The organism is Novosphingobium sp. LASN5T (genome assembly GCF_003856955.1).
In the GTDB taxonomy this organism is placed as follows: Bacteria; Pseudomonadota; Alphaproteobacteria; order Sphingomonadales; family Sphingomonadaceae; genus Novosphingobium.
In genome coordinates, this window is the sequence record NZ_RQSI01000033.1 from 12,042 (window position 1) to 36,178 (window position 24,137).

Here is a 24,137-nt window from a genome sequence, read left to right on the forward strand (position 1 = left end):
GTCGATCAATCCACGTGCCCACCACGCCCCAGCGCCTCCCGCAGCGCGGCTTCATCCAGCTTGCCCTCCCAGCGCGAGACGACCACCGTCGCCACGGCGTTGCCGATGAAGTTGGTCAGGCTGCGGCATTCGGACATGAAGCGGTCGACGCCCAGGATCAGCGCCATGCCCGCCACTGGCAATGAGGGCACGATCGACAACGTCGCCGCCAGCGTGATGAAACCGGCGCCGGTCACCCCCGCCGCGCCCTTGGACGAAAGCATGGCGACACCGAGCAGCAGCACCTGTTGCCCCAGCGTCAGTTCCACGTTGCAGGCCTGCGCGATGAACAGCGCCGCCAGCGTCATGTAGATGTTGGTGCCATCGAGGTTGAAGCTGTAGCCGGTGGGCACAACCAGGCCGACCACGGCCTTGGGGCAGCCGGCGCGCTCCATCTTGTCGATCAGCGCGGGCAGCGCGCTTTCCGACGAGGACGTGCCCAGCACCAGCAGCAGTTCCTCCTTGAGATAGGCGATCAGCCGCAGGATCGAAAAGCCCGCCAGCCGCGCGACAACGCCCAGCACCACCAGCACGAACAGCGCCGAGGTAAGGTAGAACGTGAGCACGAGGTGGAAGAGGTTCGCCAGGCTGTCGATGCCATACTTGCCGATGGTGAAGGCCATCGCGCCGAACGCGCCGACGGGCGCCGCCTTCATCACGATCGCCACCAGCCGGAAGAACGCGACCGACACGTCTTCCAGCAGCGCCACCACGCGCTCGCCCCGCGCGCCCGTGGTGGCGAGCGCGATGCCGAACAGGATCGCCACGACGAGGACTTGGAGGATGTTGCCCTCGCTCAGCGACGACAGGAAGGTTTCCGGGATCATCGCCATGAGGAAGCCGGTCACGCTCGCTTCGTGCGCCTTGGCGGCGTAGGCGGCGACCTTGCCGGCATCGAGCGAGGCGGGATCGATATTCAGGCCCGCGCCCGGCCGCACGATGTTGCCCACGATCAGCCCCACGATCAACGCCAGCGTGGAGAAGAACAGGAAATAGGCGAACGCCTTGGCGGCCACCCGGCCGACCGAGGCAAGGTCGCGCATCCCCGCAATACCGGTCACGATCGTCAGGAAGATCACCGGGGCGATCACCATCTTCACCAGCTTGATGAAGGCATCGCCGAGCGGCTTCAGCGCTTCGCCCGTGGCCGGCGCGAAATGGCCGATCAGCACGCCGGCGGCGATCGCGACCAGCACTTGCAGATAGAGGTGCCCATACCAGCGGCGCGGCGCGGCGGGCGCATCGGCCAGCGTTTCGTCGTGAAGTTTCATGGGCACGGACCATTGCCCAGTCCGCGCCGCTTGTCATCCGATCGCACCGTCAAAAACGTGCATACCCGGCGTTAACCCGGGCACGGTAAAAAGCGGGCCATGATCGACAAGATCACCGTCCTTGTGCCACATTTCCTGATGGCTCTGATGATCTGGCGCCTGCTGCACCGGCCCGATCTCGATCGCGATCCGCTGGTCGAAGGCAAAGGCGGATCGCCGGATGCGCAGGACCGCAAACCAGGCCGTTGGCGTCAAACGGGTTCCACGCCCGACAGCAGGCCATAGCAAAAGCAGGCGGCATAGCATTCCACCGCCTGCGCCGGATCGTCGAAACCCGCCGCCCAGCTCCGCAATTCGTTGGCCGGATTGATCGTCGCCGCCAGCACTTCGGCGGCGACCAGCGGATCGACCGGCAGCAACGAACCGTCCGCAATCCCGTCCGAAAGCATCCCGGCGAACCGCCGCGCGATGCGCTGCGCGCTGTTCAGCACCGCGCCGCGCCGCTCCTGCGGCAGGGCCTGCAACGCCGTGGTGCGCAGCAGGGGCGTGGGATCGGAAAGCTGCAACGCCACCAGTTCGGCCACCGCGCTCGAAATCCGCCCCCAGCCGTTCCGCGGCAGCGTGGCAGCGGCGAACTGCACCGCCGCGATCCGTTCGTTGCCGTGTTCGAAGCAGGCCAGCACCAGATCGTCCTTGGCCTCGTTGTGGTGGTAGAAGCTGCCCTTGGTCACGTTCAGCCCGCTGGCGATGCGATGGACCGAGGCGCCTTTGTACCCGCGCTGGTTGATCGTGAGCGTGGCCATGCGCAGGAATTCGCCGTGGGGATTGCGCAGCCCCGCCGGTGGGGTCCGCCATGGCGCCTCACCGCCGCCGAGCGTTTGCGGCTGCCATGCTGCATCGCGCGGCGCGATGCCGTCCGCCAGCACGGCCAGCAGCCGCTGTTTGAGGCGCGGGAAATCCTGCTCGGAATAGAGCGGCGTCCACGCCGGCAGCCAGAACATCACCTGCAACAGGATGTGCGCCCGTGCGGTGCGCACGGCATGATCGCGCTCCCCCGCCCCGGCCGGCAGCAGATCGCGCACCACGCGGAACAGTTCGATGTACCGTTCCTGCAACGGACGGTGCAGCGCTTCGGGCAGCGTGCGCATTTCCGACAGGACGGCGATGCGCCCCTCCTCGCCCCGCCGGATCATCGCGCGCAGATCGACGTGTCCGTCGATCCAGCAGGCCAGCCGCGCGCGCGGGGTGGGCGCCTGCGCCGCGATCCGCGCCAGCGCGATCAGGCGGTCGATCGTGGCCTCGAACACCGCGTGGACAAGGTTCTCCTTGCGCCCGAAGTAGTAGGCAACGCTGCTGGTGTTGAGCCCGACGCGCGCCGCCACTTCGCTGAACGTGGTGCCCTTCACGCCCTTTTCGTTGATGAGGTCGGTCGCCGCGCGCACGATATCGCGGCGGCGGCGCTCGAACCGTCCGGCGTCGTTGTCGGGATGCGCCTCGCTCGCCATGCCGTTCAGGCGAAGTGCCGCCGCAGTTCGGACTTGAGGATCTTGCCGTTGGCGTTGCGCGGCAACGTCTCGGCGCTGAACACCACGCGGACCGGCACCTTGAACGCCGCCAGCCGCGCCGCCACGAAGGCACGCAGTTCCTCCTCGCTCGCCTGCGTGCCCGGCGCAAGGTGAACCACCGCCGCCGGCTCCTCGCCCAGCGTGCGGTGCGGCATGCCCACCAGCGCCGCGTCGGTCACCGCCGGGTGTTCGTAGAGCACGTTCTCCACCTCGATCGAATAGATGTTCTCGCCGCCCCGGATGATCACATCCTTGGCGCGATCGGCGATCGTGCAGAAGCCTTCCTGGTCGATCCGGGCAAGATCGCCGGTACGCACCCAGCCGTCGACGAACGTCTGCGCGGTCGCGTCCGGCCGGTTCCAGTATCCTGCCACGATCATCGGCCCGCGCGCCCACAATTCGCCGATCGCGCCCGCCGGCAGCACGGTCACGCCATCGTCGGCGCGCACCTCGATATCGGCGACGGCGACCGCCGGGCCGCAGCTCGACGGACGGTTGAGGTAATCCTCCGCGGCATGGTGCGTCAGCGTCGCCATCGTCTCGGTCATGCCCCAGCCGTTGCCGGGCAAGGCGCCGAAGGTCTGCCAGATCGCCTGCACCAGTTCCGGCGCGGATGGCGCGCCGCCATAGGCGATCGCTTCCAGCGAGGAGAGATCGTACTTCGCGCGGTCGGGATGCTCGATCAGTTGCCAGGCGATGAAGGGCACGCCGCCGGTGGCCGTGACCTTCTCGCGCTCGATCAGCCGGAAAGCCTCGACCGTATCCCACTTGTGCATCAGCACCAGCTTGCTGCCGCTGGCCAGCGAACCCATCAGCGTGGCGCTGCACGCGGTGACGTGGAACAGCGGGATCACCATCAGGATGGTGCGCGGCTGGGGCGCGGGCGGCATCTCGCCCCGGCGCAACGCGGATTGCGCGCCGCTGAAGGCACTGGACAGGATGTTGGTGGTGAGATTGCGGTGCGTGCCCAGCGCGCCTTTCGGCCGCCCGGTGGTGCCGCTGGTGTAGAAGATCGTGGCGGGATCGTCGGGCGAGATACCAGCGTCGGGCAAGGGACGGTCGGGCAGCGCCGCATAGCCATCCGGACCGCCGATCACGTCCTCCAGCAAACGGGTGCCTTCCGGCGCCGTGGTGTCCTTGTCCGCGCGGCACACCAGCACATGCGCCAGGCCAGGCAGTTCCGCACGATGGGGAGCGATGCGCTGCCACCGGTCGGCATCCGCGATCAGGACATGTGCACCGCTATCCGACAAAGCGAAGGCCAGTTCGTCGCCCTTCCACCAGGCGTTGAGCGGCACCGCGATCGCGCCGAGAACCGTGGCGGCGAACAAGGCCACCGTCCATTCGGGCAGGTTGCGCATGGCCATCGCGACGCGGTCCCCCTTGCCCACGCCCAGTTCCGCCAGATGGGCGGCGAGCGTGGCGACCGCGCGATGCCAGGCATCGAACGAAACCCGCTCCGTGCCATACACAAGGAACGTGCTGTCCCCGTGCTGGCGGGCCAAGGCGGCCAGAGCGCCGAGATGCGGCAGGGCGTTCTTCCACACGCGCGTCCGCACGCCCCGGATCGTCACCGTCTCCATCTCGAACGGCATGCCCGGAGCGCAAAGCTTCGCCCGCACCTCCTCCAGCGACATCGCCGGCCAGCCGGCGGGGATGGCGGGCAAGCGTTCGTCTCTGGCCGCATGGTCGGTGGCATGGCGTTGCTCTGTCATGGTGATCCCGTCCCGATCGGGCCATCCTGCCCGGATTGTCGTTCGCCGCGCAGACTATCTGCGCCACCCCCGTTCCGGCAACCCGTCGAAGCAAATTTTCATGAATAGGGTATGGCCTGCGCGAAGCACCGGATTCCGTAACGTAAAGCATGAAATTATCTGTTTTTTGCATGAAAATGCCGCCTGCATCACCGTGCGAATCCCCTTTTCTGAAAAGACGGTATGGACTAGCCACGGGATGGGATTCGGGCTTAACGTGCCCGCGGGAGAGATTGCGTCATCATGAAACCAAGCCTGGAAACCTCCGCCGCATGAGCCTGCTGCCATGAGCATGGGCGCACTGATCGCGCGGCTGCAGCCGGATGGCACTGACAGGCTGGTCCTGTCCGACGCGGACGGCTGGATGCAGGGACGCACCATGTATGGTGGCGCATCCGCCCTGATCGCTTATGCGGCCGCGCGCAGGCAGCGACCGGACCTGCCACCGCTACGCGGCGCGCAAATCGGCTTCGTCGCGCCGGTCGGCAGCGATGTGGAAGCGCGCGTTGGCGTCCTGCGCGAAGGGCGCAGCGTGGCGCAGGTGACGACCGACCTGTTCTGCGAAGGCGCGCCGGTGCTGCGCGCGCTGTGGCTGTTCGGGGCCGCGCGGCCGACCAACGGCGGCGTGCCTGCCATGCGAGCCGACGAAGCCATCCCCGTCGAAGAGGCCGCTCCCGTAACCGCGACCGGCGATGCGCCGCAGTTCATCCACAATTTCGAAATGCGCCGCGCGGAACCCCGGGGCGGGGCGCGACCGGGTGCCATCCGCCGCTGGGTGCGCCTGCGCGATCGCAAGGGTCTCGATCCCATCGCGGAACTGGTGGGCATCGGCGATGCCCTGCCGCCCGGCGCGGTCCGGGCCATGGAACGGCGCGGCCCGATCAGTTCGATCAACTGGTCGCTGACGCTGCTGGGCGACGCTCCGCAGACGCGCGACGGCTGGTGGCTGCTGGAAACCGCGTCCAACTACATGGCCGACGGCTTCAGCAGCGAAACCCTGCGCATGTGGAACGCCGATGGCGTGGAAGTGATGCGCGGCCTGCAAAGCGTGGCCATTTTCGGCTGATGGAGAACCAGCAAGCGATGGACCTGATCCGCCCCGAAGACGCCGGTTTCGACGCCGCCCGGCTCGCGCGCATCCCGGCCTTTCTCGAAGAACGCTACCTTGCCCCCGGCAAGCTGGCAGGAACCGACATCCTTGTGGCGCGCGATGGCCTGCCGTTCTACCGCGCCACGCTGGGCAAGGCCCGCGCCGATGGAACGCCGCTGCGCGAGGATGCCATCTTCCGTATCGCTTCGATGACCAAGCCGGTCACCTCCATCGCGCTGATGATGCTGGTCGAGGAAGGGCTGATCGCGCTTGACGATCCTGTCACGCGCTTCGTTCCGGAGTTCGCGAACCTGACGGTCTATGCGGGCGGCGGGGGCGAAGCGCCGTTCGTGCCGGGCAAGCCCGCCACGGGGATGCGGATCGTCGATCTGCTGACGCATATGTCGGGCCTCACCTATGGCATCCAGAACCGCACGAACGTCGACGCGGCCTATCGCAAGGGCAAGCTGGACGGGCACGCCAGCCTGCCGGGCAACGACCATTTCGTGACCGAACTCGCCAAGATCCCGCTGGAATACGCGCCGGGTACCGGCTGGAATTATTCGGTATCCACCGATGTGCTGGGCGTGATCGTGGCGCGCGTTTCGGGCTTAAGCCTGGGTGAATTCTTCCGCACGCGGATTTTCGAACCGCTGGGCATGGTCGATACCGCGTTCCATTGCCCGCCCGAAAAGCAGGACAGGCTGACCGACGCCTGGAACTACGTGCCCGGCAAGCCGCCCGAACTGCTCGACGAAGCGGCGAAGACCAATCTCACCCGCGAACCCCGCTTCGAAAGCGGAGGTGGCGGCCTGCTGTCCACCACGGCCGACTACCACCGCTTCTGCGCGATGCTGACCGGAGGTGGCGCGGCGAATGGGGCGCGGATCGTTTCGCCCAAGACGCTGCAACTGATGGCGCGCAATTACCTGCCGGGCGGCGTCGATCTCACCCAGGTCTCCACCTCGCTGTTCAGCGAAGCGAACAACGCCGGCACCGGCTTCGGGCTCGGCTTCGGCGTGCTGCTCGATCCGGCCAAGGCGCTGGTGCCCGGCAGCGCCGGCGAATTCTTCTGGGGCGGCATCTTCTCGACCGCCTTCTTCATCGATCCCGTGGAGAAGCTGCACATGGTCTTCATGACGCAGCTTCTGCCCTCCTCCGCCTATCCGATCCGGCGGCAGCTCAAGACCCTGATCTACGGCGCGATGGCGCAAAGCCGCGCCTGAACCCGCAACCAGACCCCATACTCAGGAGAGGTACATCATGTCCGACCCCATTCCCGGCGCCAAGGAACACATCGACGCGGCCCGCATCGCCGCCGCGCGCGTTGACGACATTCCGGCCGACACCCCGCTGCTGCCCGTCAACCGCGTAGGCGTGATCGGCGCGGGCACCATGGGCGGCGGCATCACCATGAACTTCCTGACCGCCGGCATTCCCGTGACGATCGTGGAAATGACGCAGGAAGCGCTCGATCGCGGTGTGGCCACGATGCGGAAGAACTACGAGAACACGGTGAAGCGCGGCAAGATGGACGCCGCGCTGGCCGAAGCGGCCATGGGCCGCCTCACGCCGACGCTGGACTTCGGCGCGCTGGCCGAAGCCGACCTCATCATCGAGGCGGTCTATGAGAACATGGACGTCAAGAAGGAGGTCTTCGGCCGGATCGACGGCATCGCCAAGCCCGGCGCGATCCTGGCCAGCAACACCAGCTATCTCGACGTCAACGAAATCGCCGGCGCCACGTCGCGTCCCGAAGCGGTGCTGGGCATGCACTTCTTCTCGCCCGCCAACGTGATGAAGCTGCTCGAAGTGGTGCGTGGCGCGAAGACCGGCAAGCAGCAGCTCGCCACGGTCATGGCTCTGTCGGTCAAGATCGGCAAGGTGCCGGTGGTTTCGGGCGTGTGCCACGGCTTCATCGGCAACCGCATGCTCTCACCGCGCCAGGCCCAGGCGCACGCGCTGATCATGGAAGGTGCGAACTACTGGGAAGTGGACGAGGCTCTGCTCGAATTCGGCTTCCCGATGGGGCCGTACCAGATGTCGGACCTCGCCGGCGTCGACATCGGCTGGCACCGCGATCCCAACCGCATCGAAACGCTGCGGGATTCGCTCTGCGCGGTCGGCCGCTGGGGCCAGAAGACCAAGAAGGGCTTCTACGATTACGACGAGAACCGTCAACGCACGCCGTCGGAAGAAGTGAAGACGATCATCGCCGAATGGGCCGCGCGCGAAGGCAAGCCCCAGCGCACGATCGGCAAGGACGAGATCCGCGAACGCCTGCTCTATCCGATGGTCAGCGAAGGCGCGCTGATCCTGGAGGAAGGCATTTCCCAGCGCGCGTCGGACATCGATACGGTCTGGCTGAACGGCTATGGCTGGCCAGCCTGGACCGGCGGCCCGATGTTCTGGGCCGACCACATCGGGCTGGATACGGTCGCCGCCGGCCTGGAAAAGTACGGCCTGCCGGTCGCGCCGCTGCTGGCGCGCAAGGCCGCCGCCGGCGAAACGTTCAACGCCTGATCCACCACGGCGGCGGGAGAGAAGCCTTGCGGATCGAAGATATCGCCGAAGCGGAGTTCGTCCCGCTCACCACCATCCTGCGCGCGCACGCCGCGCGCAGGGGGGATGCCACCGCCATTGCCGACGAACATAGCAGCGTAAGCTGGGCGGGGCTGGACGCGCTGCTCGACCGCGTCGCCGCCGCGCTCCAGCGCGAAGGCGTGGGCAAGGACGAACCCGTCGCCATTGCCGCGCTCAATTCGGTGCGCACGGGCCTTGCCTTCCTCGGCGCGATCCGGGCCGGCGCCGTGGCCGCGCCGCTGACGTCCACCGCCGCGCCCGAAACGGTGCTGGCGATGCTGGCCGACAGTGGCAGCCGCGTGCTGCTGCTCGATGCCGAGATGGCGGATCGGCTGGCGGGGCTGCCGTTCCCCGCTGTCGTCCGGCGCATCGCGCTGGACGACAGCGCCGCCGGGGAACCCTTCTCGCGGTGGCTTGCCCCGGAAGGCGCACAGCCCGAGGAACGTCTGCCCGCGCCCGGCGATCCGTTCAACATCATCTATTCGTCGGGAACCACCGGATCACCCAAGGGCATCGTGCAAAGCCACAAGATGCGCCACGAATACGCGCGGCGTACGATCGTCGGCGGCTATGACGACGATACCTGCGTGATCTGCTCCACGCCGCTCTATTCCAACACCACGCTGGTCAGCTTCCTGCCCACGCTTACCGCCGGCGGCAAGGTGGTGCTGATGAAGAAGTTCGACGCGCGCGGCTTCCTCGAACTCTCCCAGCGCGAACGGGTCACGCACGCCATGCTGGTGCCGGTGCAGTACCGCCGCATCATGGAAGTCCCCGATTTCGACCGCTTCGATCTGTCGTCCTACCGGCTCAAGTCCTCGACCTCGGCGCCCTTCCCCGCCTGGCTCAAGGCCGATGTCTTGCGGCGCTGGCCCGGCGGCCTTACCGACGGCTACGGCATGACCGAAGGCGGCGCGACGGCGATCCTGGTGGCGCACCTCCACCCGGACAAGCTCCACACCGTCGGCCAACCCAGCCCCGGCCACATCATCAAGATCATCGACGAGGCAGGCAACGAGCTGCCGCAGGGCGAAGTCGGTGAAATCGTCGGCCATTCCCCGATCATGATGAACGGCTACCACGGTCAGGACGAGAAGACGCGCGAAGTCGAATGGTTCGACGGCGAAGGCCGCCGCTACATCCGCCACGGCGATATCGGCAAGTTTGATGAGGACGGCTTCCTGATCCTGATGGACCGCGCTAAGGACATGATCATTTCGGGCGGTTTCAACATCTTCCCGACCGATCTCGAAGCCGAACTCACCCGCCAGCCCGCCGTGCGCGAAGCGGCGGTCGTCGGCGTGCCCAGCGAAAAGTGGGGCGAAACCCCGCTCGCGGTGGTCGTGCTGGCCGATTCCGCCGCCGATCCGCAGGCGATCCTGGCCGAAGCCAACAGCCGCCTTGGCAAAACTCAGCGCATTGCCGCCATCGAGGTGGTCAACGAACTGCCGCGCAGCCCGATCGGCAAGGTGCTCAAGCGCGAGCTGCGCGACCGCTTCGGCGGAAATCCGATTGCCCAAGCCACATCAATGACCCGGAACATCAAGGAGAACGACCATGCGTGATGCCGTTATCGTCGCCGCCGCGCGCACCCCGATCGGGCGCGCCTACAAGGGCGCGTTCAATGCCACCCCCGGCGCCACGCTGGGCGCGCTTTCGCTGCAGGCCGCCGTCGCGCGCGCCGGGATCGAGCCGGGCGAAGTCGATGACGTGGTGTGGGGCGCCGCGCTGCAACAGGGCGCGCAGGCCGGCAACATCGCCCGCCAGGTCGCGCTGCGGGCCGGCCTGCCGGTCACCACATCGGGCATGAGCATGGACCGCCAGTGCTCGTCGGGCCTGATGACCATCGCCACCGCTTCCAAGCAGGTCATCATCGACCGCATGGACGTGGTCGCCGCGGGCGGACAGGAATCGATCAGCCTTGTCCAGACCAAGGACATGCGCGTCATGCCCGACCGTTCGCTGGTGGAAATGCACAAGGCAATCTACATGCCGATGCTGCAGACGGCGGAAATCGTCGGTCAACGCTATGGCATCGGCCGCGAAGCCTGCGACGAGTACGCGCTCCAGTCGCAGCAGCGCACCGCCGCGGGGCAGGCGGCCGGCAAGTTCGATGACGAGATCGTCGCCGCCGATGCCTCGATGGCCGTGGCCAACAAGGAAACCGGGGAAGTCACCTATCAGGACGTCCACCTCGCCAAGGACGAAGGCAACCGGCCCTCGACCACGCTGGAAAACCTGACCGCGCTGAAGCCGGTGATCGAAGGCGGCATCGTCACCGCCGGCAACGCCAGCCAGCTTTCCGACGGTTCCGCCGCCGTGGTGATCATGGAAGCCGCCGTGGCCGCGCAAAAGGGCCTGACGCCGCTGGGCCGCTATGTCGGCATGGCGGTCGCCGGCACCGAGCCGGACGAGATGGGCATCGGCCCGGTCTTCGCCATCCCCAAGCTGCTGAGCCGCTTCGGCCTCAAGATGGACGATATCGGCCTGTGGGAACTGAATGAGGCCTTCGCCGTGCAGGTGCTGTACTGCCGTGACAAGCTGGGCATCCCCAACGATCTGCTCAACGTCAACGGCGGCTCGATCTCGATCGGCCACCCCTATGGCATGACCGGGGCGCGTTGCACCATGCACGCCCTGATCGAAGGCAAGCGCCGGGGCGCCAAGTACGTCGTGGTAACGATGTGCGTCGGCGGCGGCATGGGCGCGGCCGGCCTGTTCGAAGTGCTGTGAACCACGCGGAGGGGGCGCAGCCGCGCTCCCTCCGATCGGCGCGCATATGGTGCGTTGGCGCCCCGTCCGGATGGGGCGCTGCGTGCAAAACCGTCGATGCTGGAATGGTGAGCCCTGCTGGATTCGAACCAGCGACCTACTGATTAAAAGTCAGTTGCTCTACCGACTGAGCTAAGGGCCCGACCAAGGCCGGTCACCTAGGGCGCGGGGTGCGGCGGGTCAAGCGGGCGTTGTGGTGTTTTATGCGCAAGCCGGTTTCGGGATCGCGCCAGCCGGGGGCGATGGCGGCGGCCGGGGTGAGGACGAACGTCCGCTTGCGGTATTCCGGGTGCGGAACGCGCAGGGCCGGCGTGGCACCCGGCGCCTGCCGCCAGACACCCCCGCTCCACAGGATCACATCGAGATCGAGCGTGCGCGCCCGCCAGCGCTGGCCGCGTCGCACGCGGCCGAAATCGTGCTCGATCCGCTGGAGCAGCAGGAGCAGCGCGGGCGGCATCAGATCGCCAGCCACGATCGCCGCCGCGTTGGCATAGCGCCGGCGCGAAGGCCCGAGCGGAGCGCTGGCAATCGTGGGTGAAACCGCCTCCACTGCCAGCCCCTGCGCCGCGAGAGCGCGCACCGCGGCGCGCAGAACGGCGGCCGGGGCACCATGCCGCGCGTGGCGGACGTTGGACCCCAGCGCGATCAGGTAACGCTGCGGCGGCGAAGCGGTCACACGTCCTGCGCCAGCCGCGCGTAAAGCTGCGGGCGGCGATCGCGGAAGAAGCCCATGCCGGCGCGGTGCTTCGCGGCTTCGGCCAGATCGATGTCCGCCACCAGCACACCGGTCTCCTCCGCCCCGTATTCGGCCAGGAAATCGCCCCACTGGTCGCTGATGAAGCTGTGCCCGTAGAAGCGCTGTTCGTTCTCTTCGCTGCCGATGCGGTTGGCGGCGATCACCGGCATGCAGTTCGACGCGGCATGGCCCAGCATGGCCCGGCGCCAGATGCGGCTGGTATCGAAGCTGGCGTCATAGGGTTCGGAGCCGATCGCGGTGGGGTAGAACAGGAGTTCCGCCCCCATCAGCGCCATCGCGCGCGCGCATTCGGGATACCACTGGTCCCAGCACACGCCCACGCCGATGCGCGTGCCGAACACGTCCCACACCTTGAAGCCGGTGTTGCCGGGGCGGAAATAGAACTTCTCCTCGTATCCCGGACCGTCGGGAATGTGGCTCTTGCGGTAGACGCCCATGATCTCCCCGTCGGGGCCGATCATCGCCAGCGTGTTGTAGTAATGATGGCCATCGCGCTCGAAGAACGAGGTGGGGATGGCGATGCCCAGCGCTTTCGCCAGCTGGCGCATCGCGCGCACCGAAGGGTCCTGGTCGAGTGGATAGGCCAGCGCGAAGCGGGCTTCGTCCTCCGTCGTGCAGAAATAGGGGCCGGCGAACAGTTCCGGCGGCAGGACGACCTGCGCCCCGCGCGCGGCGGCCTGTTCCACCAGCGCGGCGACAGCGGCGATGTTCTGCGCTTCGCCGGCGTTGAGGGCGAGTTGCAGGGCGGCGACGGTGATCTTGCTCATGGCCGGGGACTTATTGCCCCCGGCCCGGCAATTCAACGGCAAGACTGTGACAAAGCGCCGCCACGGTCAGGACCTGGGGTCAGGGCCGCTTGCGAAACAGCAGCGTCATCCGGTCGCTTTCCCCCACGCCGGCGAAGCGCATGCGATCGGCATCCCCTTGCGAGAAAGTGGGCGGAAGCGACCAGACGCCGGCGGGGTGATTCGCCGGGTCCTTGGGGTTGGCGTTGATCTCGCTCTTGCCGACGAGTTCGAAACCGTGCGCCTCGACCATGGCGATCACGTCCTTTTCGCGCAGATAGCCCTTGCTGCCATCGGTGTAGGAGGCCGGGTCATCGGGCCGGGCGCGATGCTGGACGATGCCAAGCAGGCCGTCGGGCTTGAGCAGGCGGCGGATCGCCAGCAGATCGGGATAGAGCCAGCCCCCGCGCCACATGTTGTGCACTTCGCGGAAGATCAGCGCGCGATCGACCTTGCCGTCGAGATCGGCGGGCAGGCTGTCGGTATTGAAGGCCAGGATGCGCTCGGCGGGGACGCCGGTCCACTGCGCCGCCTTCGCCGGGAAGGTCGCGCCGAGGTTGCCGAAGGCCTGCTTCGTCCGTTCGGGCGCGTTGGCGACACCGGGATTGAGGCCAATATACTGGCCCTGCGGCCCGAGGTAGGGCACCAGGACGCGCGTGTACCATCCGCCCGACGGCAGGTAGTCCACCACCGTCATGCCCGGCTGCACGCGGAAGAAGCCCAGCGTTTCGGCGGGGTGACGCCAGATATCGCGGGCACGGTCACCATCGCGGCGCGGATCGGCCAGCACCGTCGCCATTGCCGGCGATGTTGCGGCGGGGGCCAGCGTTTCGGCCTGGACGGAGGTCTGGGGAACCAGGCCGGCGACTGCCATGGTCAGGCTGGCGGCAAGGGCTGTCAGGACAGTGCGCACGCGCAAATTCCTCTCTCGGTTGGGATCGTGCGCAAGGTAGCCGAGTGGGAAGCGATGACAAGCGCCGGTCGCCTTCCTATCTAGCCTGCATACAAACAGGAAAGGACAAGCGATGGCCCAGGCCATTTTCGCAGGCGGGTGCTTCTGGTGCACTGAAGCGGTATTTCGGGACGTGATCGGCGTCAGCAACGTGGAAAGCGGCTATATCGGCGGGGTGACGCCGAACCCGACCTACAAGCAGGTCTGTTCGGGCAACACCGGCCATGCCGAAGCCATCCGGGTGACGTTCGATCCCGATGCAATTTCCTACGGGCAATTGCTCGACATCTTCTTCGCCACGCACGATCCGACGCAGCTCAACCGGCAGGGCAACGACATCGGCACGCAGTACCGCTCCGCCGTGTTCCCGCTGGACGAGGAGCAGCAAGCCGAAACCGAAGCCGGCATCGCCCGCGCGCAGGCCGATCGCGCGGAGCCGGTCGTCACCACCATCGAAGGGCCGGCGGAATGGTATCCGGCGGAGGACTACCACCAGGAATACTGGGAAGGCGAAGGGCAGCGCAATCCCTATTGCATGGCCGTGATCCCGCCCAAGCTGATGAAGCTGCGCAAGAGCTTCGCCAACAAGGTCAAGGCGTAAGCATCAGACCTTGCGCCAGCGGGCGGCGAAGAAGCCATCGATGCCGCCCGCATCGACCAGCATCCCCGGATCGCTGCGCAACCAGCCTTCCGGGGTGGGCACGATGCCGGCGGGAAGCTCCGCCGCGGCGATGGGATCGGGCGCCAGCGCGGTGAAGGCGCGGGCCTGCGCCTCGCCCTCCTCCGGCTCCAGCGAACAGACCGCATAGACCAGCACGCCACCGGGGCGCAGCCATTCTGCCGCGCGCGCGAGCATCGAGCGCTGAAGCACGGCCAGTTCCTCGATTGCCGGCAAGCGGTGCAGCACATCGGGATGCCGGCGGCAGGTACCGGTGGCGGTACAGGGTGCATCGAGCAGGATCGCGTCGAACGGCTCCTCCGGCTGCCAGGCGAGCGCATCGGCCGCAACGACCTGTGCCTCCAGGCCGGTGCGCTTCAGGTTTTCGCGCAGACGATCAAGCCGGCGGGCCGATTTGTCGAGCGCGGTCACCTGCCAGCGGGCGGCCGCGAGTTGCATGGTCTTGCCGCCCGGCGCGGCGCAGAGATCGAGCGCGCGCCGCCCGGCCCCCTGCCCCAGCAGCCTTGCCGGCACGGTGGCGGCAAGGTCCTGCACCCACCACGCGCCTTCGCCGAACCCCGGCAGCGCTTCCACCGCGCCCGCGCGCGGCAGGCGGACATGGCCGGCGATCAGCGAGACGCCGCCCAGCCGCTCGGCCCACTCGGCGGTGGCATCCGGATCGCGCAGGGTCAGGTCGATCGGCGGCGGATCGGCCAGGCCCGTGGCGATCGCTCCCACTCGGCTGTGCCAGGCGGCTTGCCAGCGTTCGTCCACCAGCGCGGGCAGAGTTGGCGCCGCGGGCAGCTTTGCCGGACCGCGGATCACCGCCGAGAACACGCCATGGGCCAGCCGGCGCGGCCCACCCGCGAGCAGCGGCAGGCCGGTGGCCACCACGGCATGGGGTGGCAGCTCCAGCCGCAGGGCTTGCGCTAGCATCAGCCGCAGCACGGTGCGCGCCTTGGAATCGTCCGGCAAGCGCTGGCGCGTGGCCCCATCGATCAGGCGGTCGAGGTCCTGCATCCAGCGCAGCGTTTCCTGCGTGATCGCCATAACCAGCGCGCGATCGTCCCCACGCTCTATCCCGCGCAGGACAGGGGGGGCGATCTGGTCCAGCGGATCGCCCCGGCGCAGCACGGCATCGAGCAGGCGCAGGGCGGCGCGGCGAACCGGCAGGCCGGGCGTATCGTCTTGAACGGGGGGACGCGACATCGCGCGCCTATCGCGCGTCCGGCCGCGCTTGGCAATTGAACTCGGCGCCGGGAAGGTCGATATGGAGCGCATGGACAAGCCCACCCCCCGCGCGACCAAGCGACCGGCCGGTTTCACGCCGCCCGACTACTGGACCAATCCGCCCGTGCCGGAACCGAAAGCGGCCGTTCCGACGGACGACCCCGACGGGCTGGATCCCACGCGCTTCGGCGACTGGGAAAAGAACGGAATCGCGATCGACTTCTGATGGCTGGCGTTTGACTACTGACGCGATCAGCCTTCGATGATCCGCTTCTGCGGATGATGGCGGTCGAGATGCTTGCGGATGATGCGCAGGTTGCGCGTGTTCGAGCGGAACAGGAAATCGAAGGCGTCGCCCGCAACCGGCACCGCACCCAGCAATGCGTCGAACGCGACATTCGCACCCATCCGCAGCAGCTTCCATTTGGGCAGGCCGAGATTGCGCGCTTCCCACACGATCCACGCCCCCATCGCCGCCGTCACGAAATCCCCCACCACCGGGATTAGGCCGGCAAGCGCATCGAGGCCCACCGGCCGATTGATGCCGGGGATCACGAAGCTGCGTTCGAGCAGATGCTCCATCAGTTCGATGCGCTGACGCACCGACGCCGGATCACGACCGGTGCCGGGCAGTTCGATGCCCATCCGCACGGGACGGGTGCGGGATCGGGATGCCTGTGCCATGCCCCCTATTTGGGAAGCAGGGCCAGCGGCGGCAAGGGATGCCATCCCCAGGGGTTGGGCGCGAAGCCCGTCACGCGGCTGCGCACCAATGACCAGCGCAGCGGACGGGCGATGGGAATATAGCCGTTGACGGCGGTTATTTCCGCTTCGGCCTCCGCCAGCAGGGCGGCGCGCTGCTGCGGATCTTTCGCCGCGCGCGCGTCATCCAGCCGGGCATCGCCCGCCGGGCTGCACACCGGCCGCCGTGCGGCGCACGCCAACTGGTTCAGGAACCACGTGGCGCGACCATAGCGGGCGACGGAATCGATCAGGCGCAAGTCGGCCGGCGCGGTTTCGTCCACCCGCTGCACCTGAAGGCCGATGGCGGCGAAATCCGCGCGCAACCGGTCAAAAACGACCTGCGAACCGGGACCGCCGCCGATGGCGATGCGCAGCACCGGCAGCGGGTTGCCCGCCGCCTTCCAGCGCGCCACGCGCTCCGCCGCCGCCGCCCGGCGCTGCTCGATTCCCATTCCGGCCCAGCGTTCGCCGATGGTACCCAGATCGCCGGGCGTTTCCGGGGCCACGATCCGCGTGGTCCCCGACCAGCCGCTGACATTGAACGCGCCCAGCAACGCATCGCGATCGATCGCCATGGCCAGCGCCTCGCGATTGGCCGCCTCGCCCAGATAGCCCTGCGCGTTTTCGACCATCAATCCGAACAGGCCGCTGACGGGGTCTATCTGCACGTTGCCGCGGACCAGTCCGCCGACGCCCGCCAGCGGCAGGGAATCGATCCGGCCGCCCAGCAGAACGTCGATATAGCCGTCGTTGAAGCGGGCCACCGCCTTTTCGGCGGGCGCTACTTCGACGATTACGGAGCGAGCGCGGCGGGCGAAATCCTCCTGCGCCGGCAGCCCGCGCTTGCCGGGCGGGATAAGCGACAGCACCGCGCCCTGCGGGGTGCGCTGCATCGCCATAGGGCCGCCGCCCTGTCGCGCATGGGGAAGGCCGAGTTCGGGCTGCGCCAGCAAGGTCAGCAGATCGGGCAGCGGGCTTTGCAAATCAACCTCGATCACGCGATCGGTCATCACCCGGATCTCGTCGATCGAGGCAAGGTCGAGGCCCAGTGGCGATCCGCGCAGGGCGGCCAGCGCGCGCCGCAGCGAAGCGGCGACATCTTCGGCATCGATTCTGGCGCCACCGGGCCAGGTGCCGTCGCGCAGGCGGAAGATATAGCTCTGGCCATCGTCGGTCACGATCCAGCGATCGGCCAGCCCCGGCACCACCCGCCCTTCGGCGTCAAACCCCACCAGCCCTTCCACCGTGGCGGCGCGCAATGTCTGCCCGGCGGGAGAAAGCCGCACGCCTTGCGCCTTGAACGCATCCGAATCGCCCACCAGGCCGAGTTGGAGCGCACCGTCACCGCGCCAGCCGCACCCCGATGCCGAAGCGGCAAGGGCAATGGCCAGGGCAAGGCGGGAAAGACGCGGCATTTCAATACCGACCTAGCAGAAGGCAATCAGGTGGTCAGCGGTGAAAGCCGAGAAATGTGCGCATGGCGGAGAATGCCAAATGGCGCGGGACGCCGATACCACTCAGATCTTGCGCATCCGGCCGCGCTCATGCGTCGGCAGCGGCGGTCGCACGAAGCGGGGAGTCAGTTCGTCCGCCGTGGGCCCTGAGGCGGTGGCGCGCACCACCTTGGGATCGATGTCCTCGATGAAGGCGATGCCGAAGCGGTTTTCCTGAATCCAGGCGACGACGCCTTCGACCCAGCCCAGATTGCGCAGGTTCACTTCCAGCCGTTTCCCGACAACCACGCGGACGTTGCCTTCGGCCATCATCCCGCCAGCCGAAAGGTTGCGCACCTTGACCTTGTGTTCGCCATCCACGCCATCAAGACGCAGATCCGCCATAAGGAACAGGCTGTCGCGCCCGATCTGACGATGCTCAAGCTCTGTCACGGCGAAACCGACCACTCCTGCAAACCGCCGAAAATGCTCCGCAATGGATACCGAGCCGGCACCTTGGACAAATCGCATGATTCCCTCTCCACGTCCTATACGGATGTGGCAAAGAAATCGTTAAACGCACCCCGATTAACCAAGCAAACGTGCCATTTCCGGACAGTCCGCATGGTCCGGGGCGGAAAGGTTTGACTCACATATCGCGCGAGATTTTTTCCCGGCGTTCATGTGCTTCCTGCGCTTCGACGGTCATCGTCGCGATCGGGCGGGCGATCAGACGGCCCAGGCCGATCGGCTCTCCGGTCACCTCGCAGAAACCGTATTCGCCTTCGTCGATCCGGCGCATCGCGGAATCGATCTTGGCGATCAGCTTGCGCTGGCGATCCCGCGTGCGCAGTTCGATGCCCCAGTCGGTTTCGCTCGAGGCGCGATCGTTGAGATCGGGTTCGCGCAACGGTCCGTCCTGCAACGCGGAAAGCGTGCCAGCCGACGCGGACAGGATCGATTTCTTCCATTCGAGCAGAAGGCGGCGGAAATAATCGAGCTGCGCCTCGCCCATGTAGGGTTCGTCATCACTGGGAACGTAATCACCCGGCATGGCCCGGCGAGCCTTGGCCAGAACGTCAATCTCGTCACTCAAAACGCCAGCCATCCGGCCCTCCAGATAAACGCCTTCCGACCCGACCGGCAATCGCCGCGACGCATCGCGCGTTCCCGGTTTGTGGCGCCCTATAGGAGCCGCCCGGAACCGGCACAAGCCATTCCATGCGGGTGACGACACAAGGAAGTTGAAGCCCGGCGGAACGCCAAAGCGTCAGAAATCGCCGTTTTGGCGGGTTTTCCGGAGCCGCCCCACCCCGGCGTTAACCATTTGTTGAGCAAACTTGGTGACTGTCTGACACGCCGGGACCCGTGAAAGGCCCGGATAACTTGGTTTTCAACCGGGGGTATTGTTAAATGGGACAAGCCTGGATCAAGCTGGTCGCCGATGACGCGGCCATGACATACGCCGAAAATGCCGGTCTGCACGAAGGCGCCGACCTTCTGGTGGCAACCTGCCTGGCCGCCGCCGCGCAAGGGGACACCAACGCGCTGTTCGACCTGGGCGTGGCCTTTTCGACGGGCAGCCACGGGGTGGAATGCGATCTGATCGAAGCGCACAAGTGGTTCAACCTTGCCGCCGTGGGTGGCCATGACGATGCCGCGCAGTGCCGCGCCGACATCTCCGAGGAAATGACCGCGCGCGAAATCGCCGAAGCGCAACGCCGTGCGCGCGAATGGATCCGCGCCTCCAGCCGCCGCGCCGCCTGATCGACCTGTTGCCTAGTCTATCGGCCGGCACGCGCCGGACGGCTATCCTTTTCTGAAAGGCGTATGCTCGCCCAGCGTCAGCTGGTCCTGCGCCACGCCCTGCCTTTCCCGCTCGAGAAAATCGGCGACGGCGGCCCGAAATCCCGGGTCCACGATGTAGTGGGCCGACCACGTGCGCACCGGCTCGTAGCCACGCGCCAGCTTGTGCTGGCCCTGCGCCCCCGCCTCCACCCTGCCGAGGCCCAGCGCGATCGCCGCGTCGATCGCCTGATAGTAGCACAGCTCGAAATGCAGGAACGGCCTGTCGACGATCGCGCCCCAGTACCGGCCGTAGAGCGCGTCCGCGCCGATGAAATTGAGCGCCCCGGCCACGGCCTGCCCATCCAGGAAGGCCAGCACCAGCAGCACCCGATCGGCCATGCGATCGCCCAGCAGATCGAACGCCTGCCGGGTCAGATAGGGCCGCCCCCACTTGCGCGCGCCGGTATCCTGATAGAACTGCCAGAAGGCATCCCAGTGTTCGGGCCGCAGCGCGTCGCCGGTCAGCGCCCGGATATCCACGCCCTGCTGCGCCGCCGCGCGTTCCTTGCGGATGTCCTTGCGCTTGCGCGACGACAGCGCGGCCAGGAAATCATCGAACGAGGCATAGCCCCGGTTTTCCCAATGGAACTGGATGTCGGAGCGCAACAGCCAGCCCGCCTCCTCGAACAGCGGCAACTGGGCCGGTTCGATGAACGTGGCGTGGGCGGATGACAGTTCGTTGCCTTCGCACAGGCGCTCGGCCACGCGCAGCAACGACGGCGCAAGGTCGGACCGGTCCCCCAGCAACAGGCGCGGTCCGGTGGCAGGCGTGAACGGCACGCTGATCTGAAGCTTGGGGTAATAGCTGCCGCCCGCGCGCTGCCAGGCATCGGCCCAGCTGTGATCGAATACGTATTCGCCCTGGCTGTGCGCCTTGAGATAGGCGGGCAGGGCCGCCGCCGGGCGGCCGGCCTCGTCCTCGATCACCACCGGCAGCGGGGACCATCCGCTGCGCCCGCCGACGCTGCCCGATTCCTCCAGCAGCGACAGGAAGGTGTGCGCGGTGAACGGATTGCCGCCGCCCGCCAGCCGATCCCAGTCATCGGCCGCGATCTCGCTGATGGAATGATGGATACGCGCGGTGACGCTCACGGCAGGCCGGCGCCCTCGGCAATCGGGGCGTCAGCGTGGGCAGACGCCTTTTCCGCCAGTTCGGGCGAGCGCACCGTCCAGGTCAGCACCGGCAGACCCCGGCGGCGCTGGAGCGCGGCGAAACGGCTGGGGAGATCGCGCACGTCGTAGGCAAGGAACTGCGGCTTGCCGTGCCACAGCGCCAGATGCCGCTGAGCGCGCGCGAACAGGGTGCGGCGCCCTTCCTCGGTCACGACAAGGCCGTGGACGATGTGCGGCGAATAGCGGCGGAACCACGCCGGCACGCGCGGGTCGAAGCTCATGACCGCGACATCGCCGCGATAACCTTCCAGCACCCGGCGCACCGCCAGGCACAACGGCGCCACGCGCAGATCGCGGCGCGACTTTATCTCGATCAGCAGCGGCGCGCGCCCGGCGACCAGATCGAGCATCTGGCGCAAGGTAGGAATGTGCTCCCCTTCGGCACCGCTCAGCGCGATCGCGCCAAGCTGGGTGGAACTGTGGTCGATAATCGCGCCGGCAGCGTCGGTCAGGCGATCGAGGTCCCAGTCATGGAACACCATCGCCTGGCCATCGCTGGTGCGCTGCACATCGCATTCAATCCCCAGCCCGCGCTCGATAGCGAGCGCGAAGGCGGCGAGCGAGTTTTCCGGCACGCCCGCGCGGTGCAGACCACGATGGGCATAGACGCGCCCGCGCAGCCAACCGACCCGTTCCGCTGGCGGAACGGGGACGAGCCACCGGTCAAGCAGGGCGAACAGCAAATACAGCATCGACTTCCACGGCCGCGCCCAGCGGCAGGACAGGAACGCCAACGGCGCTGCGCGCGTGGCGGCCAATGTCTCCGAACACGGCGACCATCAGTTCCGACGCGCCATTGGCGACCTTCGGCTGATCGGTGAACGTCCCGGCGGAGTTGATGAACGCGCCCAGCTTGACGACGCGCTCCACGCGATCGAGCGAACCCAGCGCCGCCTTGACCTGCGCCAGCAGCATCAGACCGCAGGCCTGCGCAGCGGCGACGCCCTGTTCGAGCGAGACATCCTCGCCCAGCCGCCCGGTCACCAGCTTGCCATCGACGAACGGCAACTGGCCCGACACGTGCAGCAGCCCCCCGACCTCGACCGTCGGCACATAGGCCGCAACCGGCGCGGCGGCCTGGGGAAGCGCGAAGCCCAGTTCGGCAATCTTCGCGGCAACGGCATCAGTCATCATTCGCTCCATGAATTTGCGCCATCAGCCAGGGCAGCGCGGCGGACCATTCGTCGATCCGGGCGTGCGCGTGCCCCTGCTGATGCGCGCAGTCGATATGGGGGGCCAGCATCGGCTCTCCGCACAAGTGCAACCGCGTGACATGGGGTGCCAGTTCGGCAACCGATCCATGGTGCTGCGGCAGATCGTCGATGAACACCGCGCGTTCCGGGCGGTATTCATCGAGAATCGCCTTGAGCGCCGGCCCCTTGGGCCCGGTGTTGGTGAAGACCCGCGCGTTGATGCCGACATCGCGCAACTGCCGCGCGCGATCCTCGCGCCGGTGATCGCCCAGATTGGTGAGGATCACCACATCGGCATGTTCCGCCAGCGCGTTGACGCCGTCCACCGCGCCGGCGATCGGCTGCTGCCGGTACATCTCGGTATCGAAGAACAGGTTGAGCAGGCGCCAGATTTCGGCCGGTTCGACATACCCGCCATCGGCATAGCGCATGGCCTTGCCGAAATCGTTGCTCTGCATGGCAAAATCGATGCCGTGCCGTTCGGCCAGCCATTCCTTGTAGGGCGCGACCATGTGCAGCAGCACTTCATCGCAATCGCTGATGATCAGCGGGCGGCTCATCTCAATTTCTCCCGGATGGCGGCAAGGGCTTCGGGTGCAATGTCGAGTGCTTCCGCCGCCGCGACAAGGTCCGATTCATGGTTGGCGAGAAAATCCAGTACCGCGCCCAGCACGCCCGGATCGCCAAGGCCGGCGCGCAGGGCTTCGGGCGTCAGCCCCGTCAGCGCCAGGAACCGGTCGGCCCGGCCACTATCCGCCAGCACCCAGCCAAGCGCCTGCAAGGCCACGGTGCGCGCATCAGAAACCGGGGCGGGTTCACGAATGATTGTCAGGGCCTTTCCGGGTCAATAGAGGGTCAACGGCGCAGCCGGCTTCCGGCGCTCGCACCCGAGGGCTCAGTGGCAAAAAGAATTCTGGTTGTCGAGGATAACGACCTCAATCGCAAGCTGTTCTGCGACCTGCTGAAGGCCAACGGCTTCACCGTCGAACCCGTTGCCGACGGGCGCGAGGCGATCGAGCGGACCCGCCTGTTCGTCCCCAACCTCGTCATCATGGACATCCAGTTGCCCAACGTGTCGGGCCTGGAACTGATCGAGGCGCTGAAAGGCGACACCGAACTGCGCACGATCCCGGTGCTGGCCGTGACCGCCTATGCCGGCAAGGGCGACGAGGAACGCATCCGCGAAGCCGGTGCCGAAGGCTATCTGGCCAAGCCGGTATCGATCGGCCCGTTCATGGCGGCGGTGAACAAGCTGGTGTGAGCCGGCCCTGTCAGGAGGGTACGTAGGCGCGCAGGTGCTCGATCGCGAACGTCACGACCGTCAGGCACAGGCCGACCATGAACACGCGGTAGGCATAGCCGAGGAAGCGGTACTTCTTGCGCTGGAGCACCTGGCCGTTCTGGTAGATGTCGCGCAGCATCGTGCGGAACACGGTTTCATCGGCGTGGAGTTCCTCGAGCACGCTGTCGATCCATTCCTCTTCCGCGACGTGGGTGAAATAGCCGAAGAACAGCTTGTTGGGCGACGACGGGCCAGCCTGCCCCCTGCCCGTCTTGCCTCGGCCTGGCCCGCCGATCGAGGGCAGCACGGCGAACACCGCGCACATCGCGGAAATGAACGCCGACATTGCCAGCACGCCCAGCGACCACGGCATCGTTCCGCTTTTCGCCTGCCCGACCGCGATGGTGAACACCAGGAAGGTGGCCCCCATCAGCAGCGAAGCCTTGGCATCGGCCATCTGGCTGAGCGTAAGGTTCATCTGCTGCGAGGTGCGCACGAGATGGATGGCGTGGTTGGAGAAACCCGACGGCGAGAGCGGCGAGGGCGTGGCGCGGACCGGCTGCGCTCCGCCCGTATCCCCGGTTTCCGCTGAAGCGCCCGATGACGATGGCGGCAACGGCGACGGCTGGTTCAACGCATTTCCCCTTGATGCGGCATCGCGGCTGGGGATGACACAGGACGGTCCGGCTTGACAAGCGGACCGCGTGGCCGCTTTTCAGCCGCAATCGTCTGGCAGGGGGCTTGCCCCACAGTGGAGAATACCGATGGACCGCGCCGCAACCGCAAACCGGATCGCCGAGCTGATCGAGCCGTTCAACAAGAAGGGCATCGCGATCGCCGAGGATACGACCTTTGCCGGTGACCTTGAATGGGACAGCCTGACGGTGATGGATTTCGTGGCGGCGATCGAGGACGAATTCGACATCATCATCACCATGAACCAGCAGGCCGAGATCGAAACCTACGGCCAGCTGATCGACGCCGTGACCAAACTGCAAGGCTGACGCC

At 67.0% G+C, this 24,137-nt stretch carries 27 protein-coding genes, 1 tRNA gene and 1 pseudogene; 10 read left to right on the forward strand and 19 right to left on the reverse strand.

The features are described from left to right. Window positions 1-5: 5 nt before the first annotated feature. From EH199_RS17930 to EH199_RS17945, 4 genes are read right to left on the reverse strand one after another with little or no spacing between them, the layout of a single operon-like run. Window positions 6-1,310 carry a dicarboxylate/amino acid:cation symporter gene (locus EH199_RS17930; RefSeq protein WP_124810562.1) on the reverse strand — a complete coding sequence of 435 codons (1,305 nt, stop codon included), beginning with the start codon at window positions 1,308-1,310 and terminating at the stop codon, window positions 6-8. A gap of 33 nt (window positions 1,311-1,343) precedes the next feature. Next, window positions 1,344-1,565 (reverse strand): hypothetical protein, encoded by a 222-nt coding sequence (locus tag EH199_RS24465; RefSeq protein ID WP_190287331.1) that lies wholly within the window; start codon window positions 1,563-1,565, stop codon window positions 1,344-1,346. Next, window positions 1,562-2,815, reverse strand: coding sequence for a TetR/AcrR family transcriptional regulator (locus tag EH199_RS17940; protein ID WP_124810564.1), 1,254 nt, complete (start codon window positions 2,813-2,815; stop codon window positions 1,562-1,564). Before EH199_RS17940 ends, EH199_RS24465 begins: the two co-directional genes overlap by 4 nt. Before the next feature lie 5 nt (window positions 2,816-2,820). Continuing rightward, on the reverse strand, window positions 2,821-4,590 hold the full coding sequence (locus EH199_RS17945) for a class I adenylate-forming enzyme family protein (protein WP_124810565.1): 1,770 nt from the start codon (window positions 4,588-4,590) through the stop codon (window positions 2,821-2,823). Between the two features lie 325 nt (window positions 4,591-4,915). Between EH199_RS17945 and EH199_RS17950 the strand changes: the two genes are divergently transcribed. From EH199_RS17950 to EH199_RS17970, 5 genes and pseudogenes are all read left to right on the forward strand, one after another. Continuing rightward, window positions 4,916-5,695: a thioesterase family protein gene (locus tag EH199_RS17950; RefSeq protein ID WP_124810566.1), complete on the forward strand. Its 780-nt coding sequence runs from the start codon at window positions 4,916-4,918 to the stop codon at window positions 5,693-5,695. A gap of 17 nt (window positions 5,696-5,712) precedes the next feature. Further along, window positions 5,713-6,945, forward strand: a complete 1,233-nt coding sequence (locus EH199_RS17955; protein ID WP_124810567.1) for a serine hydrolase — start codon at window positions 5,713-5,715, stop codon at window positions 6,943-6,945. A 58-nt stretch (window positions 6,946-7,003) separates the two neighbouring features. Beyond that, window positions 7,004-8,242, forward strand: a pseudogene (locus EH199_RS17960) (3-hydroxyacyl-CoA dehydrogenase NAD-binding domain-containing protein); the annotation flags it as partial. Window positions 8,243-8,268: 26 nt separating this feature from the next. Further along, on the forward strand, window positions 8,269-9,867 hold the full coding sequence (locus EH199_RS17965) for a class I adenylate-forming enzyme family protein (protein WP_124810569.1): 1,599 nt from the start codon (window positions 8,269-8,271) through the stop codon (window positions 9,865-9,867). Continuing rightward, window positions 9,860-11,035, forward strand: a complete 1,176-nt coding sequence (locus tag EH199_RS17970; protein WP_124810570.1) for an acetyl-CoA C-acyltransferase — start codon at window positions 9,860-9,862, stop codon at window positions 11,033-11,035. Before EH199_RS17965 ends, EH199_RS17970 begins: the two co-directional genes overlap by 8 nt. A gap of 105 nt (window positions 11,036-11,140) precedes the next feature. Here EH199_RS17970 and EH199_RS17975 read toward each other — a convergent pair. The 4 genes from EH199_RS17975 to EH199_RS17990 form a co-directional block, all read right to left on the reverse strand. Further along, window positions 11,141-11,216 (reverse strand) — tRNA-Lys (locus tag EH199_RS17975). 12 nt (window positions 11,217-11,228) lie between these two features. Further along, window positions 11,229-11,750 carry a 2-amino-4-hydroxy-6-hydroxymethyldihydropteridine diphosphokinase gene (gene folK, locus EH199_RS17980; protein ID WP_124810571.1) on the reverse strand — a complete coding sequence of 174 codons (522 nt, stop codon included), beginning with the start codon at window positions 11,748-11,750 and terminating at the stop codon, window positions 11,229-11,231. After that, on the reverse strand, window positions 11,747-12,598 hold the full coding sequence (gene aguB, locus EH199_RS17985; RefSeq protein ID WP_124810572.1) for an N-carbamoylputrescine amidase: 852 nt from the start codon (window positions 12,596-12,598) through the stop codon (window positions 11,747-11,749). The genes folK and aguB overlap by 4 nt, the downstream gene beginning before the upstream one ends. 79 nt (window positions 12,599-12,677) lie before the next feature. Then, the gene (locus tag EH199_RS17990; RefSeq protein ID WP_124810573.1) at window positions 12,678-13,529 is read right to left on the reverse strand and encodes a class I SAM-dependent methyltransferase; all 852 of its coding nucleotides are present in this window, start codon (window positions 13,527-13,529) and stop codon (window positions 12,678-12,680) included. Between the two features lie 112 nt (window positions 13,530-13,641). On the opposite strand from EH199_RS17990, the gene msrA reads away from it, so the two are divergent. Beyond that, complete coding sequence (gene msrA, locus EH199_RS17995) at window positions 13,642-14,169, forward strand: peptide-methionine (S)-S-oxide reductase MsrA (RefSeq protein WP_124810574.1); 528 nt, start codon at window positions 13,642-13,644, stop codon at window positions 14,167-14,169. A 3-nt stretch (window positions 14,170-14,172) separates the two neighbouring features. Here msrA and EH199_RS18000 read toward each other — a convergent pair whose 3' ends face one another. After that, window positions 14,173-15,435: an RsmB/NOP family class I SAM-dependent RNA methyltransferase gene (locus EH199_RS18000; RefSeq protein WP_124810575.1), complete on the reverse strand. Its 1,263-nt coding sequence runs from the start codon at window positions 15,433-15,435 to the stop codon at window positions 14,173-14,175. 61 nt (window positions 15,436-15,496) lie between these two features. Here EH199_RS18000 and EH199_RS18005 point away from each other — a divergent pair, with 61 nt between their 5' ends. Further along, window positions 15,497-15,682, forward strand: coding sequence for a DUF1674 domain-containing protein (locus EH199_RS18005; protein ID WP_370449697.1), 186 nt, complete (start codon window positions 15,497-15,499; stop codon window positions 15,680-15,682). Window positions 15,683-15,708: 26 nt separating this feature from the next. Here the strand turns inward: EH199_RS18005 and EH199_RS18010 are convergent, their stop codons facing one another. The 4 genes from EH199_RS18010 to dksA form a co-directional block, all read right to left on the reverse strand. Next, entirely contained in the window at window positions 15,709-16,140 is a 432-nt protein-coding gene (locus tag EH199_RS18010) for a DUF4112 domain-containing protein (protein WP_223806747.1), read from the reverse strand. A 5-nt stretch (window positions 16,141-16,145) separates the two neighbouring features. Further along, a complete protein-coding gene (locus EH199_RS18015) occupies window positions 16,146-17,615 on the reverse strand; it encodes an ABC transporter substrate-binding protein (protein ID WP_124810576.1) in 1,470 nt (489 codons plus the stop codon). Between the two features lie 102 nt (window positions 17,616-17,717). Beyond that, window positions 17,718-18,164, reverse strand: a complete 447-nt coding sequence (locus EH199_RS18020; RefSeq protein WP_124810577.1) for a PilZ domain-containing protein — start codon at window positions 18,162-18,164, stop codon at window positions 17,718-17,720. Window positions 18,165-18,282: 118 nt separating this feature from the next. Then, on the reverse strand, window positions 18,283-18,741 hold the full coding sequence (dksA, locus tag EH199_RS18025) for an RNA polymerase-binding protein DksA (RefSeq protein ID WP_124810578.1): 459 nt from the start codon (window positions 18,739-18,741) through the stop codon (window positions 18,283-18,285). A 305-nt stretch (window positions 18,742-19,046) separates the two neighbouring features. On the opposite strand from dksA, the gene EH199_RS18030 reads away from it, so the two are divergent. Next, the gene (locus tag EH199_RS18030; RefSeq protein ID WP_124810579.1) at window positions 19,047-19,400 is read left to right on the forward strand and encodes a sel1 repeat family protein; all 354 of its coding nucleotides are present in this window, start codon (window positions 19,047-19,049) and stop codon (window positions 19,398-19,400) included. 42 nt (window positions 19,401-19,442) lie between these two features. Here the strand turns inward: EH199_RS18030 and EH199_RS18035 are convergent, their stop codons facing one another. From EH199_RS18035 to EH199_RS18055, 5 genes are read right to left on the reverse strand one after another with little or no spacing between them, the layout of a single operon-like run. Continuing rightward, entirely contained in the window at window positions 19,443-20,573 is a 1,131-nt protein-coding gene (locus tag EH199_RS18035) for a GNAT family N-acetyltransferase (RefSeq protein WP_124810580.1), read from the reverse strand. Beyond that, the gene (locus tag EH199_RS18040) at window positions 20,570-21,346 is read right to left on the reverse strand and encodes a glycerophosphodiester phosphodiesterase family protein (RefSeq protein ID WP_124810581.1); all 777 of its coding nucleotides are present in this window, start codon (window positions 21,344-21,346) and stop codon (window positions 20,570-20,572) included. Before EH199_RS18040 ends, EH199_RS18035 begins: the two co-directional genes overlap by 4 nt. Further along, a complete protein-coding gene (locus EH199_RS18045) occupies window positions 21,318-21,785 on the reverse strand; it encodes a RidA family protein (RefSeq protein ID WP_124810582.1) in 468 nt (155 codons plus the stop codon). The genes EH199_RS18040 and EH199_RS18045 overlap by 29 nt, the downstream gene beginning before the upstream one ends. Beyond that, complete coding sequence (locus EH199_RS18050) at window positions 21,778-22,407, reverse strand: HAD family hydrolase (RefSeq protein ID WP_124810583.1); 630 nt, start codon at window positions 22,405-22,407, stop codon at window positions 21,778-21,780. Before EH199_RS18050 ends, EH199_RS18045 begins: the two co-directional genes overlap by 8 nt. Then, window positions 22,404-22,679, reverse strand: coding sequence for a DUF3572 domain-containing protein (locus EH199_RS18055; protein WP_206694850.1), 276 nt, complete (start codon window positions 22,677-22,679; stop codon window positions 22,404-22,406). The genes EH199_RS18050 and EH199_RS18055 overlap by 4 nt, the downstream gene beginning before the upstream one ends. A gap of 66 nt (window positions 22,680-22,745) precedes the next feature. On the opposite strand from EH199_RS18055, the gene EH199_RS18060 reads away from it, so the two are divergent. Beyond that, on the forward strand, window positions 22,746-23,108 hold the full coding sequence (locus EH199_RS18060) for a response regulator (protein ID WP_124810585.1): 363 nt from the start codon (window positions 22,746-22,748) through the stop codon (window positions 23,106-23,108). Between the two features lie 10 nt (window positions 23,109-23,118). Here the strand turns inward: EH199_RS18060 and EH199_RS18065 are convergent, their stop codons facing one another. Further along, window positions 23,119-23,763 carry a Pycsar system effector family protein gene (locus tag EH199_RS18065; protein WP_223806748.1) on the reverse strand — a complete coding sequence of 215 codons (645 nt, stop codon included), beginning with the start codon at window positions 23,761-23,763 and terminating at the stop codon, window positions 23,119-23,121. A gap of 130 nt (window positions 23,764-23,893) precedes the next feature. On the opposite strand from EH199_RS18065, the gene EH199_RS18070 reads away from it, so the two are divergent. Beyond that, window positions 23,894-24,133 carry an acyl carrier protein gene (locus EH199_RS18070; RefSeq protein ID WP_124810586.1) on the forward strand — a complete coding sequence of 80 codons (240 nt, stop codon included), beginning with the start codon at window positions 23,894-23,896 and terminating at the stop codon, window positions 24,131-24,133. The last annotated feature ends 4 nt before the right edge of the window (window positions 24,134-24,137 follow it).

What these genes read in the sequence shown, in the direction of transcription:
- EH199_RS17955 (WP_124810567.1), top strand. Translation starts at nt 5,713, where the DNA reads ATGGACCTGATCCGCCCCGAAGACGCCGGTTTCGACGCCGCCCGGCTC.
- EH199_RS18010 (WP_223806747.1), bottom strand. Translation starts at nt 16,140, where the DNA reads ATGGCACAGGCATCCCGATCCCGCACCCGTCCCGTGCGGATGGGCATC.
- EH199_RS18050 (WP_124810583.1), bottom strand. Translation starts at nt 22,407, where the DNA reads ATGAGCCGCCCGCTGATCATCAGCGATTGCGATGAAGTGCTGCTGCAC.
- EH199_RS18020 (WP_124810577.1), bottom strand. Translation starts at nt 18,164, where the DNA reads ATGCGATTTGTCCAAGGTGCCGGCTCGGTATCCATTGCGGAGCATTTT.
- EH199_RS17930 (WP_124810562.1), bottom strand. Translation starts at nt 1,310, where the DNA reads ATGAAACTTCACGACGAAACGCTGGCCGATGCGCCCGCCGCGCCGCGC.
- EH199_RS18040 (WP_124810581.1), bottom strand. Translation starts at nt 21,346, where the DNA reads ATGCTGTATTTGCTGTTCGCCCTGCTTGACCGGTGGCTCGTCCCCGTT.
- EH199_RS18070 (WP_124810586.1), top strand. Translation starts at nt 23,894, where the DNA reads ATGGACCGCGCCGCAACCGCAAACCGGATCGCCGAGCTGATCGAGCCG.
- EH199_RS18000 (WP_124810575.1), bottom strand. Translation starts at nt 15,435, where the DNA reads ATGTCGCGTCCCCCCGTTCAAGACGATACGCCCGGCCTGCCGGTTCGC.
- EH199_RS17970 (WP_124810570.1), top strand. Translation starts at nt 9,860, where the DNA reads ATGCGTGATGCCGTTATCGTCGCCGCCGCGCGCACCCCGATCGGGCGC.
- EH199_RS17945 (WP_124810565.1), bottom strand. Translation starts at nt 4,590, where the DNA reads ATGACAGAGCAACGCCATGCCACCGACCATGCGGCCAGAGACGAACGC.
- EH199_RS18045 (WP_124810582.1), bottom strand. Translation starts at nt 21,785, where the DNA reads ATGACTGATGCCGTTGCCGCGAAGATTGCCGAACTGGGCTTCGCGCTT.
- msrA (WP_124810574.1), top strand. Translation starts at nt 13,642, where the DNA reads ATGGCCCAGGCCATTTTCGCAGGCGGGTGCTTCTGGTGCACTGAAGCG.
- aguB (WP_124810572.1), bottom strand. Translation starts at nt 12,598, where the DNA reads ATGAGCAAGATCACCGTCGCCGCCCTGCAACTCGCCCTCAACGCCGGC.
- EH199_RS18005 (WP_370449697.1), top strand. Translation starts at nt 15,497, where the DNA reads ATGGAGCGCATGGACAAGCCCACCCCCCGCGCGACCAAGCGACCGGCC.
- dksA (WP_124810578.1), bottom strand. Translation starts at nt 18,741, where the DNA reads ATGGCTGGCGTTTTGAGTGACGAGATTGACGTTCTGGCCAAGGCTCGC.
- EH199_RS17950 (WP_124810566.1), top strand. Translation starts at nt 4,916, where the DNA reads ATGAGCATGGGCGCACTGATCGCGCGGCTGCAGCCGGATGGCACTGAC.
- EH199_RS17940 (WP_124810564.1), bottom strand. Translation starts at nt 2,815, where the DNA reads ATGGCGAGCGAGGCGCATCCCGACAACGACGCCGGACGGTTCGAGCGC.
- EH199_RS18015 (WP_124810576.1), bottom strand. Translation starts at nt 17,615, where the DNA reads ATGCCGCGTCTTTCCCGCCTTGCCCTGGCCATTGCCCTTGCCGCTTCG.
- EH199_RS18030 (WP_124810579.1), top strand. Translation starts at nt 19,047, where the DNA reads ATGGGACAAGCCTGGATCAAGCTGGTCGCCGATGACGCGGCCATGACA.